Here is a 19979-nt window from a genome sequence, read left to right as displayed (position 1 = left end):
GTATGACTGCCTTGTCACGAACGCGGAGTGCGCGAGAACACGGATTCCAGATGCACCACTGCGCCCTCCAAGCCAGGGGACCCGCTTCAAAGCTGGCGGTGTGAGCCGCTTTCTTTGCCTACTTTCTTTGCGGCGGCAAAGAAAGTAGGTGCCGCCCCGCACAGGGGCAACGCTAATAGACCACTAAGCCAGCAAGGAAAGGCCACCAAACCCAAAAGCCCACGGCAACCAAAAATCCCATTATCTGAATCCAACACTCACATATTGGAGCTTTCTCAAAAACCGCCCTACAATCCACCCCAAGACGCACCGCAGGTCAGAAAAGCCGCACCGCAGGTCAGAAAAAACCACGAACCTGACCGCAGGAAACAGCGACAGCAAAAGAAAACCGGAGACAAAGCCAAACCATGCCTAAGACTCAAAGGCAGCACCCCCGCGCCCGCCGCACGGCGAGCACAGAAGGCCGTCTCTCCGGCCCCGCGCTGTAAGCGCAAAAAACCACCGAAAAGCGAATCGCCATGAACAAAGCGATGCCCACTCACGCCGCGAGCGCGTCCGAAGCCGATCTGGCTCCGCAAGCCGACCACGCGAGCAGCGCTGCGCCGCAGCCGCAATCACAGCCGCAGCCGACCGCCGCCGCGCCGCAGCCGCAATCACGGCCGCAGCCGACCGCCGCCGCGCCGCAGCCGCAATCACAGCCGCAGCCGACCGCCGCCGCGAAAGCCCCGCGCCCCGTCGCGCAACCGGCCGTCGTCAACGAAATCGGGTTGCCCAGCACGCTGCTGGACATCACCCCGCAGCAAGCCGGCACCCAAACGCTCCTGCGCGGCTTGGCGATTCTGGAAGCGGCCGCCGCCGGCGTGCGCGATCTGCGCACCTTCGGCGCCGCGCTCGGCACGACCCGCAGCACCACGCATCGGCTGGTGAGCAGCCTCGTGCAGGCGCGCTATCTGCGGCAGGTGCAAGGCGGGTATCTGCTCGGCCCGAAGCTGATCGAACTCGGCACCATCGCACTCGAACAGATGCCGCTCACCGCGGTCGCGCGACCGCATCTCGAATCGCTCGCGGAGCAGACGCTTGACACGATTCACCTCGGCGTGCGCGATGGCGACGACGTCCTGTACATCGACAAGATTCCCGGCACCCGTGGTCTGGAAATGCGCTCGCGCGTCGGTCACCGCATGCCGCTCGCGTCGACGGGAATCGGCAAGGCGATGATGCTCGACCTCGGGCCGGAGCTCTGGCAGTCGCTGTTCGAGGCATCGCGGCGCGCGCTCGCCGGCGTCAGCTTCAAGCCGGACAACCGGCCCGACGCGCAGACCTTCATGCAGCGCATGACCAACTACGCGGCCGGCGGCTACACCTTCGACCTCGAGGAAAACGAGGCGTCGATCCGCTGCGTGGCGGCGCCCGTGCGCGATGCGTCGGGCGCGGTGGTGGCGGCGCTGTCGGTGGCGAGCACCATTCCGTATATGTCGCTCGAACGCATGGACGAGCTGATTCCGGTCGTGCAGCGCGAAGCGCGCGCGATCTCGGAGGAACTCGGTTGGCGCGCACCTCAACCGGCAACCCGCAGGATCAAACGATGAAGCAAGCGGGTTCTCCCACGCCGGCAGCCAACCACGTCGCGGCAGGCGCCGCCGAGGCCAACGCCAACGGCCGCGCCGCCCTGATCGCGCTCGACTGGGGCACGACCTCGCTGCGCGCGTATCTGTTCGACGCGGCGGGCAAGGTGCTGGCGACGCGCGCGTCGACGGCCGGCATCATGAATCTGCCGCGCAGCGCCGAGCAAGGCGGCTTCGACGCGGCATTCGACGACACCTGTGGCCCCTGGCTCGAACACGCATCGGCGCTGCCGGTGATCGCGGCGGGCATGGTCGGCAGCGCGCAAGGCTGGATGGAAGCGCCCTATGTCGATGCGCCGGCGAGCGCCGACGCGCTGGTGGCCGGCATCGTCCGCGTGAAGGCGGCGTGCGGCGCGACGCTGCATATCGTGCCGGGCGTCCTGCAACGCGGCGAGCTGCCCAACGTGATGCGCGGCGAGGAAACGCAGATCTTCGGCGCGCTCGGCGACGACGGCGATGACGGTGATTCCGCCGGGACCCGCAGGCGCGCGCTGATCGGCCTGCCCGGCACGCACGCCAAATGGGCGGTGGTGCAGGCGGGCCGCATCGAACGTTTTCAAACCTTCATGACCGGCGAAGTGTTCGCGGCATTGCGCGAGCACACGATCCTCGGCCGCACGATGGTCACGCCGGACCGTCCCGATACCGAGGCGTTCCTGCACGGCGTGAGCATCGCCCGCGAAAAAGGTCAGGCAGGCGTGCTCGCGACGATCTTCAGCGCCCGCACGCTCGGTCTCACCGGACAACTGACGCGCGAGCAGCAGCCCGACTATCTGTCGGGGTTGCTGATCGGGCACGAGCTGGCCGGCCTCGAGGCCGTGCTCAGGCAACAGCACAACTCGCTCGCCGGGGAGAGCCTGCGTCTGATCGGCAATGAGGCGCTGTGCGAGCGCTATCGGCTCGCGCTGGCGCTCTACGGCTGCACGCAGGCGGAACTGGTGAAGCACGCCACCGAGCGCGGCCTGTGGCGCGTCGCCTCGCAGGCGGGGCTCGTCAATCCGGCGCCTCAGGCGGCGCGAGCCGGATAACCGGCAGCGCCGCCGTCCACGAAACAAGGAACCGACATGCAACCTCACATCAATCTGCCCGCTCCCTACATGCCGCACGCGGGTCTGATCGCGGCGTTCGAGGTGTGTCCGCTGATCGCGATCATGCGCGGCGTGACGCCCGCCGATGCGGCCGACCACGGCCAGGCGCTGTACGAGGCGGGCTTTCGCATCGTCGAGGTGCCGTTGAATTCGCCGCAGCCGTTCGACAGCATCGCCGCGATCCGCAAGGCGTTGCCGGCCGACGCGATCGTCGGCGCGGGCACGGTGCTGCATCCGAGTTTCGTCAACGACGTGAAGTCGGCGGGCGGCGAACTGATCGTCATGCCGCACAGCGATCCCGATGTGGTCATCGCCGCGAAGGCGCAAGGTCTCGCATGCGCGCCGGGCGTCGCCACGCCGAACGAAGCCTTCATCGCGCTGAAGAACGGCGCGGACGTGCTGAAGATGTTCCCCGCCGAACAGCTCGGCTGCCAGGTGGTGAAGGCCTGGCGCGCGGTGATCGCGGCGCAGGTGCCGCTGGTGCCGGTCGGCGGCATCACGCCGGACAACATGGGACCGTTTCTCAGCGCGGGCGCGAACGGCTTCGGCCTCGGCTCGGCGCTGTACAAGCCGGGTCAGAGCGCGGCCGTGACCGCTTCGCACGCGAAGGCGTTCGTCAACGGTTTGCGCATCGCCCGCGCAGGCGCGAAGAAATGAATCGGCTCGCCGGAAAGGTCGCGTTGATCACGGGCGCCGGGCGCGGCATCGGCGCGGCGATCGCGCTCGCCTTCGCGCGCGAGGGCGCGGCGGTCGTGCTGGCGGAACTGAATCTGGAAACCGCGCGGCAGACGGCGCAGCGGATCGAGTCGGAAACCGGCTCGCGCGTGCTGGCGGTCGAGACCGACGTCACGCAAGCGGCTTCGGTGCGGCAGGCGGTGAGCGAGGCCGAACAGGCGTTCGGCGCGCCCGACGTGCTGGTGAACAACGCCGGCATCAACGTGTTCTGCGACCCGCTGACCATGACGGAAGACGACTGGCGCCGCTGCTTCGCGGTCGACCTCGACGGCGTGTGGAACGGCTGCCGCGCGGTGTTGCCGGGCATGGTGGAGCGCGGCTCGGGCAGCATCGTGAACATCGCCTCGACGCATGCGTTCAAGATCATCCCCGGCTGTTTTCCGTATCCGGTGGCGAAGCACGGTGTGATCGGTCTGACGCGCGCGCTGGGTATCGAGTACGCGCCGCGCAACGTGCGCGTCAACGCGATCGCGCCGGGCTACATCGAAACGCAACTGACGCACGACTGGTGGAACGAACAAGCCGATCCGGCCGCGGCGCAACAGGCGACGCTCGCGCTGCAGCCGATGAAACGCATCGGCCGCCCGGAAGAAGTGGCGATGACGGCGGTGTTTCTCGCCTCCGACGAAGCGCCGTTCATCAACGCCACGTGCATCACCGTGGATGGCGGCCGCTCGGCGCTGTATCACGACTGAACGCGGCGGTGGCCGCACGCAACTGAAAGCGAAGCAGCAGCAAAACAGCAGCACAACGGGCAGTAAAAAACGGGCAGTAAAACAAGCAGCAAAGTTTCACCGGACGACGCGCTGGCCGCGTGTGTCACAACCGGTACAAGAAGACGCGGCCGATACCTTCTCGTTATCAATTAGTCAGGAGACACGCATCATGAAACGTAGAATTTTCCTCACGCTGGCAGCAGCGGCGGCGGGTGTGCTGTTCAACGCAACGGCCGCGCAAGCCGCCGATCCGGTGAAGATCGGCTTCCTCGTGAAGCAGCCGGAAGAGCCGTGGTTCCAGGACGAGTGGAAGTTCGCCGAAATCGCCGCCAAGGAAAAGGGCTTCACGCTGGTGAAGATCGGCGCGCCCTCGGGCGAGAAGGTGATGAGCGCGATCGACAACCTGTCGGCGCAGAAGGCGCAAGGTTTCGTGATCTGCACGCCGGACGTCAAGCTCGGACCGGGCATCGTCGCGAAGGCGAAGGCTCATAACCTGAAGATGATCACGGTGGACGATCGTCTGGTGGACGGCGCGGGCAAGCCGATCGCCTCGGTGCCGCACATGGGCATCTCCGCGTACAACATCGGCAAGCAGGTCGGCGACGGCCTCGCCGCGGAAATCAAGAAGCGCGGCTGGGACATGAAGGACGTCGGCGCGATCGACGTCACCTACGAACAACTGCCGACCGCGCATGACCGCACCAGCGGCGCGACCGATGCGCTGGTCGCCGCCGGCTTCCCGAAAGCCAACGTGATCGCCGCGCCGCAAGCGAAGACCGACACGGAAAACGCCTTCAACGCGGCCAACATCGCGCTGACCAAGAACCCGCAGTTCAAGCACTGGGTCGCTTACGCGCTGAACGACGAAGGCGTGCTCGGCGCGGTGCGCGCAGCGGAAGGCCGCGGCTTCAAGGCGGACAACATGATCGGTATCGGCATCGGCGGTTCGGACTCGGCCTTGAACGAATTCAAGAAGCCGTCGCCGACGGGCTTCTTCGGCACGGTCATCATCAGCCCGAAGCGCCACGGCGAGGAAACCTCCACGCTGATGTACGACTGGATCACGCAAGGCAAGGCGCCGCCGGCCCTGACGCTTACGACCGGCATGCTGGCCACGCGTGAGAACGTCGGCGACGTGCGCGAGAAGATGGGCCTCGCGTCGAAGTAAGCGGTTCGACGCGCGGAGCAACGAACTGCCGGTGCGCCCTTGTTCATGAAGTGCATGAAAGCGCGCACCGGCGGCGGCAACAAGCGATGAAGCGTTGAGGCAAACCGTGCGTTGAAGCATCCACGAGGCGCTTCAACGCACGGTCTCACACGAATGGGATCTGAGTAGCGCTCAAGCGCCAGGTCAGGTCGGCATACAACTGTATGGGATAGAGGTAAGCGCTGAAGCGCTAACTCCCGTCGACATACAACTGCATGGGACGGGAGTAAGCGCTGAAGCGCTAGCTCCCGTCGACATACAACTGCATGGGACAGGAGTAAGCGCTAAAGCGCTAACTCCTGTCGACATAGGAGGCGAAGTGTCAGCGACGCTACGTTTTGACAATATCGGCAAGGTCTTTCCAGGCGTGCGCGCGCTCGACGGTGTGTCCTTCGACGTCAACGTCGGCCAGGTGCACGGCCTGATGGGCGAAAACGGCGCGGGGAAGTCGACCCTGCTGAAGATTCTCGGCGGTGAATATCAGCCCGATTCGGGCCGCGTGCTGATCGACGGCAACGAGGTGCGCTTCACGAGCGCGGCTTCGTCGATCGCGGCTGGCATCGCGGTGATTCACCAGGAACTGCAATACGTGCCCGACATGACGGTCGCGGAAAATCTGCTGCTCGGCCAATTGCCGAACTCGCTCGGCTGGGTCAACAAGCGCGAGGCGAAGCGCTTCGTGCTGGAACGGCTCGAAGCGATGGGCGTGGCGCTCGATCCGAGCGCGAAGCTGCGCAAGCTCTCGATCGCGCAGCGTCAGATGGTCGAAATCTGCAAGGCGCTGCTGCGCAACGCACGCGTGATCGCGCTGGACGAGCCGACCAGTTCGCTGTCGCATCGCGAGACCGAGGTGCTGTTCAAGCTGGTGCGCGATCTGCGCGCCGACAACCGCGCGATGATCTACATCTCGCACCGCATGGACGAGATCTACGAACTGTGCGACGCCTGCACGATCTTTCGCGACGGCCGCAAGGTCGCCTCGCATCCGACGCTCGAAGGCGTGTCGCGCGACACCATCGTCAGCGAGATGGTGGGGCGCGAAATCTCGGACATCTATAACTACTCGGAGCGGCCGCTCGGCGAAGTGCGCTTCGCCGCCAAGGGCATCGAAGGCCATGCGCTCGCGCAGCCGGCCAGCTTCGAGGTGCGGCGCGGCGAGATCGTCGGCTTCTTCGGGCTGGTGGGCGCGGGCCGCAGCGAACTGATGCACCTCGTGTACGGCGCGGATCACAAGAAGGGCGGCGAACTCGTGCTGGACGGCAAGCCGATCAAGGTGCGCAGCGCGGGCGAAGCGATCCGGCACGGCATCGTGCTGTGCCCGGAGGATCGCAAGGAAGAGGGCATCGTCGCGATGGCGACCGTGTCGGAGAACATCAACATCAGTTGCCGCCGTCACTATCTGCGCGCGGGGATGTTCCTCGATCGCAACAAGGAAGCGGAAACCGCCGACCGTTTCATCAAGCTGCTGAAGATCAAGACGCCGAGCCGTCGCCAGAAGATTCGCTTTCTGTCGGGCGGCAATCAGCAGAAGGCGATTCTGTCGCGCTGGCTCGCCGAGCCGGACCTGAAAGTCGTGATTCTCGACGAACCGACGCGCGGCATCGACGTCGGCGCGAAGCACGAAATCTACAACGTGATCTATCAACTCGCCGAACGCGGCTGCGCGATCGTGATGATCTCGTCGGAATTGCCGGAAGTGCTCGGCGTGTCCGACCGCATCGTCGTGATGCGCCAGGGCCGGATTTCCGGCGAACTGTCGCGCAAGGATGCAACGGAACAATCGGTGTTGAGCCTCGCCTTGCCGCAAAGCTCGACCGCGCTGCCCGGCACGGCGAACGCCGTGAGCCAGGCGGCCTGAACCTTATTTGGACGAAAGTCCGGCAACCCGTGGGGAACGGGAGGAGTATTCAAAATGCAAGCCAGAGAAAACCTCGCGCAACAGGCCGCCAAAAGCGCCGCCGAAGCGCTGATTCCGCAGCCCAACGATCGTGCGAAATGGTGGCAGCAAATCACCGAGTACAGCCTGATCGTGATCTTCATCGTGATGTTCGTCACGATGTCGCTGACCGTCGATCACTTCTTCTCGATCGACAACATGCTCGGCCTCGCGCTGTCGATCTCGCAGATCGGCATGGTCGCGTGCACGATGATGTTCTGTCTCGCGTCGCGCGATTTCGATTTGTCCGTCGGTTCGACGGTCGCGTTTGCCGGCGTGCTGTGCGCGATGGTGCTGAACGCCACCGGTAATACGTTCATCGCGATCGTCGCGGCGGTGTTCGCCGGAGCGGTGATCGGTTTCGTCAACGGCGCGGTGATCGCGTATCTGCGCGTCAACGCGCTGATCACCACGCTCGCGACGATGGAAATCGTCCGCGGTCTCGGCTTTATCGTGTCGCACGGGCAGGCGGTCGGCGTGTCGTCGGATACGTTCATCGAGCTGGGCGGCCTGAGTTTCTTCGGCGTGTCGCTGCCGATCTGGGTCACGCTGATGTGCTTCATCGTATTCGGCGTGATGCTCAACCAGACCGTGTACGGCCGCAATACGCTCGCGATTGGCGGCAATCCCGAAGCGTCGCGTCTCGCCGGCATCAACGTCGAACGCACGCGCGTTTATATCTTCCTGATTCAAGGCGCGGTGACGGCGCTGGCAGGTGTGATCCTCGCTTCGCGGATCACGTCGGGTCAGCCGAACGCGGCGCAAGGCTTCGAGCTGAACGTGATTTCGGCGTGCGTGCTGGGCGGCGTCTCGCTGCTCGGCGGCCGCGCGACGATTTCCGGCGTCGTGATCGGCGTGCTGATCATGGGCACGGTCGAGAACGTGATGAACCTGCTGAACATCGACGCGTTCTACCAGTACCTCGTGCGCGGCGCGATCCTGCTCGCCGCCGTGCTGCTCGACCAGTTGAAGAACCGCGGATCGCGCGACTAAACTCGCGATCAATGCTGCGACTCACCACTTTGTTCTAAAAGGAATCGAACGATGTCGTCTCCGGCCAATGCAAACGCCCGTCTCGCGGGGAACGTGTTCGCGCGCTACCCGAGTCTCGTCGACCGCACGGTGTTGATCACGGGCGGCGCGACCGGTATCGGCGCATCGTTCGTCGAGCATTTCGCGGCGCAAGGCGCGCGCGTCGCGTTCTTCGATATCGATGCGCAAGCGGGCGAAGCGCTCGCCGACGAACTCGGCGATTCGAAGCACAAGCCGCTGTTCCTGCCGTGCGATCTGACCGACATCGACGCGCTGCAAAAAGCGATCGCCGACGTCAGGGCCGCGCTCGGCCCGATTCAGGTGCTGGTGAACAACGCCGCGAACGACAAGCGTCACACGATCGGCGAAGTCACCGCCGCTTCGTTTGACGCGGGCATCGCGGTGAATATCCGCCACCAGTTCTTCGCGGCCCAGGCGGTGATGGAGGACATGAAAGCGGCCAACAGCGGCTCGATCATCAATCTCGGCTCGATTAGCTGGATGCTGAAGAACGGCGGCTATCCGGTGTACGTGATTTCGAAATCGGCGGTGCAGGGTTTGACGCGCGGTCTCGCGCGCGACCTCGGGCATTTCAATATTCGCGTGAATACGCTGGTGCCGGGCTGGGTGATGACGGAAAAGCAGAAGCGCCTGTGGCTCGACGACGCGGGCCGCCGCTCGATCAAGGAAGGGCAGTGCATCGACGCCGAGCTGGACCCCGCTGACCTCGCGCGCATGGCGCTGTTCCTCGCGGCGGACGACAGCAAGATGATCACCGCGCAGGACATCGTGGTGGACGGAGGCTGGGCGTGAGTGCGGGATCGCGTACCCCGCATCGCGCGGCGCTGCTGCTCGATACGAAATGCACGCTCGGCGAGGGCGCGACGTGGTGTGCGCAAACCGGCCGCTTCTACTGGGTCGACATCGAAGGCGCGCGCCTGTGGCGCCACGATCCGAGCGACGGCCGCACGACGTTCTGGCGCATGCCCGAGCGCCTCGGTACTTTCGCGTTGTGCGCCGATCCGCATTACCTGTTGCTAGGTCTCGCCACACATCTGGCGTTCCTCGACCTGGCCACCGGCGAGACGCAGCGTATCGTCGACGTCGAACCCGGCCTGAATACGCGCGTCAACGACGGCCGCTGCGATCGCCAGGGGCGCTTCGTGTTCGGCACGAAAGACGAAGGCGCGCCGTTGCAAGCGATCGGCGGTTTCTACCGGCTGAATCACGATCTCTCGCTGGAGCGTCTGCCGCTGCCCGCGCCGGCGATCTCGAACAGCCTCGCGTTCAGCCCCGACGGCGCGACGATGTACTACTGCGATTCGCCGACTCGCGAAATCCGCGCCTGCGACTATCGCGCGGACGGCGGGGTCGCCAACGACCGCCTCTTCACGACGCTGACGGACGCCACCAGCGAGCCCGACGGCTCGACCGTCGATCGCGACGGCGGCTTGTGGAACGCGCAGTGGGGCGGCGGGCGCGTCGTGCGTTATGGCGCGGACGGCGTGGAAACGGAACGCGTCGACGTGCCGACCACGCAGCCGAGCTGCGTCGCGTTCGGCGGCCCGCAACTGGGCACCCTCTACATCACGAGCGCGCGCATCGGGCTGGACGCGGCGGCGCTCGCGGGCGACGCTCGCGCGGGCGGCGTGTTCATCGCCACGCCCGCGCATCGGGGATTGCCTGAGCCGGTGTTCCAGGGCGCGCCCGCATAGCGCAGAATGACGCTGCCTCATTCGCGGGGCGGCGGCGCGGCGTGTTGATGCAGTGAATTTGAAAGCCAATCAGAAGTTGATGTCGCAAATCCGATGGCAGCACATCGGCAGCAAATCGGCAGCATGCAGTTCGGACCCAGAGGCGACCGGTGTAAAAAATCGCCCACAGCATCCGTCAGCAATGACGGCCACGTCCCACGCCTCTCGATGGAGCCAGATATGACTGTTGCGAATCTTGTTTCCTCTTCGTCCCAGAGCCGGCGCTCGCGACTCGCCGCCGCGGCCAATCCGGTGCTGGCGGGCCCCAGCACGTCGGCGGTGGCGGTCGGCGAAACCAGCGGCGGCGAACTCGCGTGCATCACGCTCGCCAACGCGCAGTTGCGTCTCGACGTCGCGCCGACGCTCGGCGGCGGCATCACGCGTTTCGACTGGCGCGACGACGGCGCGCTTACGCCGATTTTCCGCCGCTGCCGCCACCTCACCGCGGATACGCAGCCGAATGAACTGGCTTGCTATCCGCTGCTGCCGTATTCGAACCGGATCGGCGGCGGGCGCTTCACGGTCGCCGGACGGCGTGTCGACGTGCCGCGCAATCGCGCCGACGAGCCGTTGCCGATTCATGGCGACGGCTGGCAGTCCGCCTGGCAGGTGGCCGAGTCGGACCGCGAGAACGTGCGTCTGACGCTCGATCGCCACGACGGCAAGCCCTACGCGTTTCGCGCGACGCAAAGCTATACGCTGGACGGCCCCACGCTCGTCATCACGCTCGAAGTCGAGAACGCAGGCCGTGAGGCGCTGCCGTTCGGACTCGGCGTGCATCCCTTCTTCGTGCGCGACGCCGCTACCGAACTATCGGCCGCGGCCGGCGGCCTCTGGCTTTCCGGCGACGACTGGCTGCCCGTGCGCCACGTGCCGGCGCCGCCCGCGTGGCAATTCGGCGTGGCGTATCCGCTGCCGGACACCATCGTCAATCACGCGTTTACCGGCTGGAGCGGACAGGCGGCGGTGGTGTGGCCCAAGCGCCGCCTGTCGCTGAACATCGCAGCCGACACCGACTATTACGTGCTGTATACGCCGCGCGGTGAGGATTTCTTCTGTTTCGAACCGGTGGATCATCCGATCAACGCGATGAACCTGGCCGGCGGCGCGTGCGAAAACGGCATGACGTTGCTAGGACGCGGCGAGCGCTTGACGCGCACGTTTCGCTTCACGGTCGAACGCACGGGTTTGCGCTCGATGCCGGGCGCGCGCGGGTCGCGGCGGCGGCAGTAGGGCGGAGCGGGGCGAGAGGGGGCGCGCGAGGAGCATTGGCATGGTGCAGGCGTGGACCGGCCGCTGGCGCTGGCGCCCAACACGCCCAAGCGCGGCCCGCCGCTCAGCACGGGTAAAATACGCGCCTCCTTCCGCAATCGGCTCGCCGCGAGACCCCCCATGTCCAATTTCATTCAGACACTCAACGACGCCTGGCAGCGCACACAGTCGCTGCTGTGCGTCGGCCTCGATCCCGAGCCCAGTAAATTTCCGCGCGCGCTCGCGGGCCGTTCGGACGCGATCTTCGATTTCTGCCGCACCATCGTCGACGCCACCGCGCCGTATGCGTCGTCGTTCAAACCGCAGATCGCCTACTTCGCGGCGCATCGCGCGGAAGACCAGCTCGAACAGCTCATCGCCCACATTCATGCGAAGCATCCGGGCTTGCCGGTGATTCTGGACGCGAAGCGCGGCGACATCGGCAGCACCGCCGAACAGTACGCGCGCGAGGCGTTCGAGCGCTATCAGGCGGACGCGGTGACGGTGAATCCGTACATGGGTTTCGATTCGATCGAGCCGTATCTGGCGCACGAAGGCAAGGGCGTGATCGTGTTGTGCCGCACCTCGAACGCGGGCGGCTCGGATCTGCAATTCCTGGAGACGGGCGGCCGTCCGCTGTATCAGGTCGTCGCGCAACTGGCGGCGGATAAGTGGAACGCGAGCGGCCAGCTGGGTCTGGTGGTCGGCGCGACTTTCCCGAAGGAAATCGAAGCGGTGCGGGGGATCGTCGGCGATATGCCGCTGCTGATTCCGGGCATCGGCGCGCAAGGCGGCGATGTCGAGGCAACGGTGAACGCCGGACGCACCGCGAACGGCACGGGCATGCTGATCAACTCGTCGCGCGCGATCATTTACGCCGGCAAGGACGACGATTTCGCCGACGCCGCGGCGAACGCCGCGAAGCAAACGCGGGACCGGATCAATGCGTTTCGGTGATGGACGGCGGTCGTTGATTACAAGCGTGTCTTGAGGGAATCGGGCGCGACCGGTTTGCGAATCGGGTGCGCCCGAGCCCGATTCAACGCTACCCGGTGCGGCCCGGCCCGAGCCGCTCGATCAATGCCGCATGCCGCGGATACCGCGCCTTCAACGCGCCGACATCCGCCAGTTCGAACTCGCTGAATTCAAATCCCGGCGCCACCGTGCAGCCCACCAGCGCAAACGTCGACGGATCGGCGCATTCCGCGGCAAACCACAAACCCGCCGGCACCACGGCCTGAAACACGGCATCGGCATGCGTCAGCGCATTGCCCAGGCGGTGCGTCACCAGCGCGCCCGCTTCATCAAGCACATGAACGAGCAAGGGCTCGCCGGCATGGAAATGCCAGAGCTCGTCGGACTTGATCCGATGCCACGCCGAATGCGCGCCGTCGCACAGCAGGTAATAGATCGCGGTGGATGCCGAGCGCGTTTGCGCTGAACCGTCGGCGCGCGTCACGCGTTCCGCCGACCGGTACGTTTCGCTGAAAAACCCGCCTTCAGGATGCGGTTTCAGATCGAAGCGGCGGATCAATGCGTCCTTGGCTGCGAGGGAATCGGTCATCGGTTTCGGCATCCCAGCGACGTTTAATGTTCGCGTTCGTCGAGCAAGGCGAGCATGCCGCGCAGCGAATGCGCGGCGGCCTGCACGCGGATCTGTTCGCGATCGCCCTTGAAGATTTTCGTTTCCACCGACGTATGCAGCCGGTTGCTCCAGCCGAACGACACCATGCCGACCGGCTTGGCCGCGGTGCCGCCGCCGGGGCCGGCGACGCCGGTGATCGACAGCGACACCTGCGCGCGGCTGTTGCGCAGCGCGCCCTCGGCCATCGCGCGCGCGACCTGTTCGCTGACCGCGCCGTGCTTGTCGATGAGATCGGGCGGCACGCCGATCATCTCGCACTTCGCCTGATTCGAATACGTGACGAAGCCACGTTCGAACCAGCCGCTGCTGCCGGAAATATCGGTAATCGCGGTCGCCACCATGCCGCCCGTGCAGGATTCGGCGGTGACGAGCAGCAGGCGCTCATCGCGCAGGCGGTTGCTCACGCGAATCGCGAGCTGATGAACCACGGAATCGGTAGGCATGGCGTCGTCAATCCGAAAAACAGGGGCGGCGGTTGGAATCCCGGCGGCACAGCGGCGCTGCCGGGCGGCGCGGTTAAACCGACATGCGCCAGAGCGCAATCACGAGCAGCGTGAAAAACGCGGCGACCAGGTCGTCGAACATGATGCCAAAACCACCCTTCAGACGGCGATCGAAATAACTGATCGGCGGCGGTTTCACCATGTCGAAGAAGCGGAACACGATGAAGGCCCAGAACTGGCCGGTCAGCGTGACGGGCGTGACCATCAGCAGCACCAGCCAGAACGCGACGATTTCGTCCCACACTACAGGCGACGGATCGTCGGTGCCGAGCTTCCTCGCGGTAAACCCGCAAATCGCGATGCCGAAGATAAAGCCGGCGGCGATCAGCACGCCCCACTCGATCACGGTCAGATAGCGGCTCAGTACCGCGAACGAGGCCCAGGCGAACAGCGTGCCGACCGTTCCCGGCGCGACGGGCGACAAGCCGCTGCCAAAACCGAGCGACAGAACGTGCAGGGGATGCGACAGCATGAAACGCGCGGTGGCGCGGCGCGGCTGCGGGCGGGGCGCTTTGGGCGGCTCGTTGCCGATGAGATCGTCGGCGGGGCCGAGCGGTTGATCAGTCTGCATGAAAGTGGTCGAAGCCTTGCAACGTCAGAGTGAGCGGCGCGCCGGCGGCATCGCGCCAGTCGATCGCGGGGCGGTCGGCCGCCGTTTGAAGAGCGCTTATTGTACCGATGCGCGTGACCGGCACGCCCGCCTCGCGGCCGGCTGCTTCCACCGAGGCGCGCGCGGCGGGCGGCGCGGTGAAGCACAGTTCGTAATCGTCGCCGCCCGCGAGCGTGCAGCGCCGCTGGACCTCGGGCGACAGACGGCGCAGCGCGGCGGAACGCGGCACGGCGTCGGCGTCGACTGTGGCGCGCAGGTTCGAGCGTTCGAGGATGTGGAGCAGATCGCCGGCGAGTCCATCCGACAGATCGAGCGCCGCGTGCGCGATGCCGCGTAGCGCGAGACCGAGCGCGACGCGCGGCTCCGGGCGTTCGAGCGCATGGCGAAACCTCGCGGCGTCGTCGGCGTCCGCGGACCATTCGCCGCGCCGCACGCCGAGCCCGGCGCGCGCGTCGCCGAGCGTGCCGGAAATCCAGATGTCGTCGCCCGGCCGCGCGGCGTCGCGGCGCAGCGCCATGCGCGGCGGCACGCTGCCGAACACGGTGATGCACAGGTTCAACGGGCCGCCGGTGGTGTCGCCGCCGATCAACGCGCAGCCGTGGCGTTCGGCCAGCGCGAAGAGGCCCTCGCTGAAGGCGGCGAGCCAGGCTTCGTCCGCTTTCGGCAGGGAGAACGCCAGCGTGAACGCCTGCGGCTGCGCGCCCATCGCGGCGAGGTCGGACAGGTTCACCGCGAGCGCCTTGTGACCCAGTGCCTCGGGATCGATATCGGGAAAGAAGTGGCGGCCTTCCACCAGCATGTCCGTGGATATCGCCAGCACCTCGCCGGCGCGGGGCGCGAGTAGTGCGCAGTCGTCGCCGATGCCGAGCGTGTCCGCCGCGGCGTCGGACGGTTGGGCCGCGGCGCGGCGCGCGAAGAAACGGTCGATCAGCGAGAACTCGGAGAGCATGGGTGGCGATGGGTGAAGGATAGGGGCCGCGAAAGTGTCACGACAAGGCTGCGAGAGCCGCCGCGCGACGCGCATTCGACGAAGATGCCACGGTTCGGCACTCGGCGCGCGGGCGGTTCGAGCGCGGCTTGCGCCTGACCCGAAGCACGCCGGGCTGGTCTTTCGCTACGTTTCAGTCGCGGCAGTTGTACCCGTATTGAAGGGATACAGCGGGCGATTGGGGCTACAATGCCGTCGAACATCTATTCTAATCTGCCCTTCGAAGCCCGCCTTATGTCGACTCCCGTCAATAGCAAACTCCGCGAAGCCGCCCTCGATTATCACGAGTTTCCCACCCCAGGGAAGATCGCGATCGCACCCACCAAGCAGATGATCAACCAGCGCGACCTCGCGCTGGCGTACTCGCCGGGCGTTGCGTTCGCGTGCGAGGAGATCGTCGAAAATCCGCTGAACGCCGCGCGCTTCACCGCGCGCAGCAACCTGGTCGGCGTCGTCACGAACGGCACCGCGGTGCTGGGTCTCGGCAACATCGGGCCGCTCGCGTCGAAGCCGGTCATGGAAGGCAAGGCTGTGCTGTTCAAGAAGTTCGCCGGCATCGACGTGTTCGATATCGAGCTGAACGAATCCGATCCGCATAAGCTGGTCGACGTGATCGCGGCGCTGGAGCCGACCTTCGGCGGCATCAACCTCGAGGACATCAAGGCGCCGGATTGCTTCATCGTCGAACGCGAATGCCGCAAGCGCATGAAGATTCCGGTTTTCCACGACGACCAGCACGGCACGGCGATCGTCGTCGCGGCGGCCATCACCAACGGTTTGAAGGTGGTCGGCAAGGACATCAAGGAAGTCAAGCTGGTGTCGTCCGGCGCGGGCGCGGCGGCGCTGGCCTGCCTGGATCTGCTGGTCGACATCGGCCTGCCGCTCGAAAACATTACCGTCACCGATCTGGCCGGCGTGGTCTACAAGGGCCGCGTCGAACTGATGGACCCGGACAAGGAACGTTTCGCCCGCGAAACCGCGGCGCGCACGCTTGCCGAGGCGATCGGCGGCGCGGACGTTTTCCTGGGTCTTTCGGCCGGCGGCGTGCTCAAGCAGGAGATGGTCAAGCAGATGGCGGACAAGCCGCTGATTCTGGCGCTGGCCAACCCGACACCGGAAATCCTCCCGGAACTGGCGCTGGAAGTGCGCCCGGACGCCGTGCTGTGCACGGGCCGCACCGACTACCCGAACCAGGTGAACAACGTACTGGTGTTCCCGTTCCTGTTCCGCGGCGCGCTGGACGCGGGCGCGACGACGGTGACGCGTGAAATGGAAATCGCGGCGGTGAATGCGATCGCCGAACTGGCGCGCCAGGAGCAGAGCGATATCGTCGCGACGGCTTACGGCATTCAGGATCTGTCGTTCGGGCCGGAATATCTGATTCCGAAGCCGTTCGACCCGCGCCTGATCGTCAAGGTCGCGCCGGCGGTGGCGAAGGCCGCGATGGATTCGGGCGTCGCCGAGCGTCCGATCGAGGACATGGACGCGTACGAACAGCATCTGCAGCAGTTCGTGTATCACAGCGGTACGACCATGAAGCCGATTTTCCAGCTCGCGCGCAGCGTCGAGCCGGAGAAAAAGCGCATCGTGTTCGCCGAGGGCGAGGAAGAGCGCGTGCTGCGCGCGATGCAGATCATCGTCGACGAAAAGCTGGCCAAGCCGATTCTGATCGGCCGTCCGGCGGTGATCGAGCAGCGGATCGCGCGTTACGGCCTGCGTCTGGTGGCGGGTCAGGACTATACGGTCGTGAACACCGATCATGACGAGCGTTATCGCGATTTCTGGCAGGAATACGCCAAGATGATGTCCCGCAAGGGCATCACGGCGCAGATGGCGAAGCTCGAAATGCGCCGCCGCACCACGCTGATCGGCGCGATGCTGGTGAAGAAGGGCGAAGCGGACGGCATGATCTGCGGCACGATCAGCACGACGCATCGGCATCTGCACTTCATCGACCAGGTGATCGGCAAGCGCGAGGGTTGCGCCGTCTACGCGGCGATGAATGCGCTGGTGCTGCCGAATCGGCAGATTTTCCTGGTCGATACGCACGTGAACGTCGATCCGACGCCGGAACAACTGGCCGAGATCACGATCATGGCCGCCGAGGAAGTGCGCCGTTTCGGTATCGAACCGAAGGTCGCGCTGGTATCGCATTCGAACTTCGGTTCGAGCAATGCGCCGACCGCGCAGAAAATGCGCGACACGCTGGAGATTCTGCGCGAGCGTGCGCCCGATCTCCAGGTGGACGGCGAAATGCACGGCGACGTCGCGCTCGACGCCAATCTGCGCCGCGAAGTGCTGCCCGATTCGACGCTCGAAGGCGATGCGAACCTGCTCGTGCTGCCGAACATCGACGCAGCCAACATCTCGTACAACCTGTTGAAGACCGCTGCGGGCAATAACATCGCGATTGGTCCGATGCTGCTTGGCGCGGCCAAGCCGGTTCACGTGCTGACCGCTTCGGCCACCGTGCGCCGTATCGTCAATATGACGGCGTTGCTGGTGGCGGATGTGATCGCCGCCCGCTGATCCCTGGCGGGGCGGAATGTGTAGCGCTGATCGACTTTCTTCGGCGCCACGCAAAAAAAGGCGTGCCCGCAATGGGCACGCCTGCGGGTAAGCAGGGGATTGCCACCCAAAAGGCAAACGACACAGTCAAGCTTTCGGGACTTCGAGAGCCCAAAGTCCCCGCGACGGGAAATAGCGGCAGAGGCACGCATGCGATGTCGCAACACCATGCCATCGGTCTCTGTTTGCGCCGTCGCGCTAATATTAGCCTGATCAGGCTAAGTAATCTGTCAAAAGTCGTCAAAGCCCGTTCCGGGGCCCTTTCCCGCCTGACGAAAGATTTCGCCTGCCCGGCGAACGTTGATTCCGTTGGCTATTAGCGATACCCTTACGACTTTCATGGTCGTCAAACTCGTGATCTAACAGCGGGGAACCCCTGATACATGGCACGCAAGTGGTTGGGCATGAAAGGCGTGCTGATCGGTGCTTTGACGCTCTGCGCTTTATCCGGCACCGTGCCTGGCGCGTTTGCTCGCGACTCCACGGCACCGGGTACAAACGCTCAGGGGCAGGGCGGCATCGCGGTGGCGCAATTGCCGCGCGAGGCAGTCAATACATTGAACTTGATCGACGCTGGCGGGCCTTATCCCTATGAAAAGGACGGCATCGTGTTCGGCAATCGCGAACGATTGCTGCCGGCCCATCGGCGCGGCTACTACCACGAATACACCGTTCCCACGCCTCGCTCACGTAATCGCGGGGCGCGCCGCATCGTCTGCGGAGGTCCGCTAAGGCGCACCGATAACTGCTACTACTCGGACGACCACTACACCACTTTTAATCGTATTGTTGAATGACATCGGGATGAACGGCATGAGCGACAACGTCTACGCGCACGACTCCGGAGTCGCGACGGATCTTTTCGCGGCCGGCGACGGCAATTTGTTCCAACGCGTCATGCAGATGCGTGCCGGCGATCAGGGCCGCGATAACCAGAGCGAAGCCAGCACTGTGCTTTCATCGAACGAGGAGCCCATGAGCCTTTTCAAGACCGTACGACCGAACATCGTACAGTCGATCCGCGCGTTTCGCGTGCAGGATCTCGCTGACGAGGCCAATCAACTCGGTCAGCATTTCCTGTATGCGTATTGCGCTAACGCGCAGTCCAAACAGGAAGTGCTCGAGACTATCGCCACGTCGTTCCTGTTCCCGAAGCATTTCGGCAAGAATTACGACGCGCTCTACGATTGCCTCACCGAATTGGTTCAAAAGGCGGGCGCCCAGCCCGGTTTCGTGATCGTGCTGGAACAATTGCCGGTCGCGCAGAAGTTCGACAAGGAAGGCCGCGAGACGCTGCTCGACGTGTTCCGCGAAGCGGCCGAGTTCTGGGCCGAGCGCAAGGTGGCGTTCCGGGTGTTTTACTCGTTTGCCTGATCGGTCGCCCGAGCGCCGCTTGTTCCAGGAAAGGTTGCAGAAAAGAGAAAGGCCCGCCGATTTTTGGCGGGCCTTTCTCTTTTCTGCTCTCTAAACGGGGGGCGATGCACTTGCCGCTGCTTCGTCTGACGAGTCGGGCGCATAGCGCCGCAACTCGTCGAGATGGTGCCGTGCGCGGACGGCGTGGGCGCCGACTTACCAGCCGCCCCAGCGAGCCGCCAGCGCGGCGAGGACCGCGATGCCAGCCGTTTCGGTGCGCAACACGCGTGGCCCGAGGCCGATGACCGCGAATCCGTAGGCGGTGGCGGCCGCTTCCTCGACTGCGGAAAAACCGCCTTCCGGACCGATCAGCACGGTGACGCGTCCTTGCGGCGGCTCGGTGGGCAATGCCGAAAAGCTCATGTTGGCGCGCGGCGACAACAGAATGCGCAATTCGCCTTCTTGCGGTGTGCGTGGCAGCGCGCCGAGCCAGGTGGCGATCTCGCGCACCGGCATGACTTCCGGCAGGCGATTGCGCCCGCACTGTTCACACGACGCGCGCACGACGCCTTCCCAATGCGCATGCCGCCGTTGCGCACGCTCGCTGGCAAGCCGCACGACGCTGCGCGTGGTGGTTAGCGGCACGAAGCAGGAGGCGCCGAGTTCGACCGCCTTTTCGATGAGCCAGTCCATCTTGTCGCCGCCCGCAATACCTTGCGCGAGTGTGAGGTGGTACGGCGTTTCGACTTCCACCGCGCGAAATTCACGAACTATCGCCTTGGCCGAGCGGCGTTCGACCTCGACGAGTTCGGCGCTGTACTCACCGCCTTTGCCGTTGAACAGCACAATCGAATCACCGGGCTGCAAGCGCAGCACGAGAACGTGGCGGGTGACGTCATCGGGCAACTGCAAGATGTCGTCGGAGTTGAGGGGCATACCGACGAAAAAGCGAGGCATCAGAAAAATAC

General features: G+C 65.1%; 19 protein-coding genes. 14 read left to right on the top strand and 5 right to left on the bottom strand.

Annotated features, from left to right (window positions below; genetic code table 11):
- Positions 1-518 precede the first annotated feature (518 nt).
- From ACTJLC_RS03680 to pyrF, 11 genes are all read left to right on the top strand, one after another.
- Positions 519-1589: an IclR family transcriptional regulator gene (locus ACTJLC_RS03680; RefSeq protein WP_310120942.1), complete on the top strand. Its 1071-nt coding sequence runs from the start codon at positions 519-521 to the stop codon at positions 1587-1589.
- A complete protein-coding gene (locus tag ACTJLC_RS03675) occupies positions 1586-2653 on the top strand; it encodes a 2-dehydro-3-deoxygalactonokinase (RefSeq protein WP_440843262.1) in 1068 nt (355 codons plus the stop codon). Before ACTJLC_RS03680 ends, ACTJLC_RS03675 begins: the two co-directional genes overlap by 4 nt.
- Before the next feature lie 36 nt (positions 2654-2689).
- On the top strand, positions 2690-3370 hold the full coding sequence (locus ACTJLC_RS03670) for a 2-dehydro-3-deoxy-6-phosphogalactonate aldolase (RefSeq protein WP_440843261.1): 681 nt from the start codon (positions 2690-2692) through the stop codon (positions 3368-3370).
- Positions 3367-4143 carry an SDR family oxidoreductase gene (locus ACTJLC_RS03665; RefSeq protein WP_440843260.1) on the top strand — a complete coding sequence of 259 codons (777 nt, stop codon included), beginning with the start codon at positions 3367-3369 and terminating at the stop codon, positions 4141-4143. Before ACTJLC_RS03670 ends, ACTJLC_RS03665 begins: the two co-directional genes overlap by 4 nt.
- Before the next feature lie 190 nt (positions 4144-4333).
- The gene (locus ACTJLC_RS03660) at positions 4334-5332 is read left to right on the top strand and encodes an arabinose ABC transporter substrate-binding protein (protein ID WP_073429142.1); all 999 of its coding nucleotides are present in this window, start codon (positions 4334-4336) and stop codon (positions 5330-5332) included.
- A 358-nt stretch (positions 5333-5690) separates the two neighbouring features.
- Positions 5691-7229 (top strand): L-arabinose ABC transporter ATP-binding protein AraG, encoded by a 1539-nt coding sequence (araG, locus tag ACTJLC_RS03655; protein ID WP_073429141.1) that lies wholly within the window; start codon positions 5691-5693, stop codon positions 7227-7229.
- 54 nt (positions 7230-7283) lie between these two features.
- Positions 7284-8300, top strand: coding sequence for an L-arabinose ABC transporter permease AraH (araH, locus tag ACTJLC_RS03650; protein ID WP_073429140.1), 1017 nt, complete (start codon positions 7284-7286; stop codon positions 8298-8300).
- Positions 8301-8351: 51 nt separating this feature from the next.
- On the top strand, positions 8352-9152 hold the full coding sequence (locus ACTJLC_RS03645; RefSeq protein WP_073429139.1) for an SDR family NAD(P)-dependent oxidoreductase: 801 nt from the start codon (positions 8352-8354) through the stop codon (positions 9150-9152).
- Complete coding sequence (locus tag ACTJLC_RS03640) at positions 9149-10054, top strand: SMP-30/gluconolactonase/LRE family protein (RefSeq protein ID WP_440843259.1); 906 nt, start codon at positions 9149-9151, stop codon at positions 10052-10054. Before ACTJLC_RS03645 ends, ACTJLC_RS03640 begins: the two co-directional genes overlap by 4 nt.
- A gap of 219 nt (positions 10055-10273) precedes the next feature.
- Positions 10274-11326, top strand: coding sequence for an aldose 1-epimerase (locus ACTJLC_RS03635; RefSeq protein ID WP_083083121.1), 1053 nt, complete (start codon positions 10274-10276; stop codon positions 11324-11326).
- A 159-nt stretch (positions 11327-11485) separates the two neighbouring features.
- The gene (pyrF, locus tag ACTJLC_RS03630; RefSeq protein WP_440843258.1) at positions 11486-12301 is read left to right on the top strand and encodes an orotidine-5'-phosphate decarboxylase; all 816 of its coding nucleotides are present in this window, start codon (positions 11486-11488) and stop codon (positions 12299-12301) included.
- 88 nt (positions 12302-12389) lie between these two features.
- Here the strand turns inward: pyrF and ACTJLC_RS03625 are convergent, their stop codons facing one another.
- The 4 genes from ACTJLC_RS03625 to thiL all read right to left on the bottom strand — a co-directional run bounded on the left by ACTJLC_RS03625 (position 12390) and on the right by thiL (position 15051).
- Entirely contained in the window at positions 12390-12908 is a 519-nt protein-coding gene (locus ACTJLC_RS03625) for a cupin domain-containing protein (RefSeq protein ID WP_083084181.1), read from the bottom strand.
- Positions 12909-12931: 23 nt separating this feature from the next.
- Positions 12932-13432 (bottom strand): CinA family protein, encoded by a 501-nt coding sequence (locus ACTJLC_RS03620; RefSeq protein ID WP_073429135.1) that lies wholly within the window; start codon positions 13430-13432, stop codon positions 12932-12934.
- Positions 13433-13505: 73 nt separating this feature from the next.
- Positions 13506-14063 (bottom strand): phosphatidylglycerophosphatase A family protein, encoded by a 558-nt coding sequence (locus ACTJLC_RS03615; protein ID WP_176035725.1) that lies wholly within the window; start codon positions 14061-14063, stop codon positions 13506-13508.
- Positions 14053-15051 (bottom strand): thiamine-phosphate kinase, encoded by a 999-nt coding sequence (thiL, locus tag ACTJLC_RS03610; protein WP_440843257.1) that lies wholly within the window; start codon positions 15049-15051, stop codon positions 14053-14055. Before thiL ends, ACTJLC_RS03615 begins: the two co-directional genes overlap by 11 nt.
- Before the next feature lie 228 nt (positions 15052-15279).
- On the opposite strand from thiL, the gene ACTJLC_RS03605 reads away from it, so the two are divergent.
- From ACTJLC_RS03605 to ACTJLC_RS03595, 3 genes are all read left to right on the top strand, one after another.
- On the top strand, positions 15280-17619 hold the full coding sequence (locus tag ACTJLC_RS03605) for an NADP-dependent malic enzyme (RefSeq protein WP_073429133.1): 2340 nt from the start codon (positions 15280-15282) through the stop codon (positions 17617-17619).
- A gap of 422 nt (positions 17620-18041) precedes the next feature.
- On the top strand, positions 18042-18455 hold the full coding sequence (locus ACTJLC_RS03600) for a ribonuclease (protein ID WP_073429132.1): 414 nt from the start codon (positions 18042-18044) through the stop codon (positions 18453-18455).
- Between the two features lie 16 nt (positions 18456-18471).
- Complete coding sequence (locus tag ACTJLC_RS03595) at positions 18472-19032, top strand: barstar family protein (RefSeq protein WP_073429154.1); 561 nt, start codon at positions 18472-18474, stop codon at positions 19030-19032.
- 195 nt (positions 19033-19227) lie between these two features.
- On the opposite strand, the gene ACTJLC_RS03590 is transcribed toward ACTJLC_RS03595, so the two are convergent.
- Positions 19228-19968: a 16S rRNA (uracil(1498)-N(3))-methyltransferase gene (locus ACTJLC_RS03590; RefSeq protein ID WP_073429131.1), complete on the bottom strand. Its 741-nt coding sequence runs from the start codon at positions 19966-19968 to the stop codon at positions 19228-19230.
- Positions 19969-19979 lie beyond the last annotated feature (11 nt).

It is taken from the genome of Paraburkholderia sp. 22099 (assembly GCF_052045835.1).
Classification (GTDB): Bacteria; Pseudomonadota; Gammaproteobacteria; order Burkholderiales; family Burkholderiaceae; genus Paraburkholderia; species Paraburkholderia terricola.
Note: the sequence above shows the minus strand (reverse complement) of the source record. Positions and strands in the feature narration are given on the sequence as shown.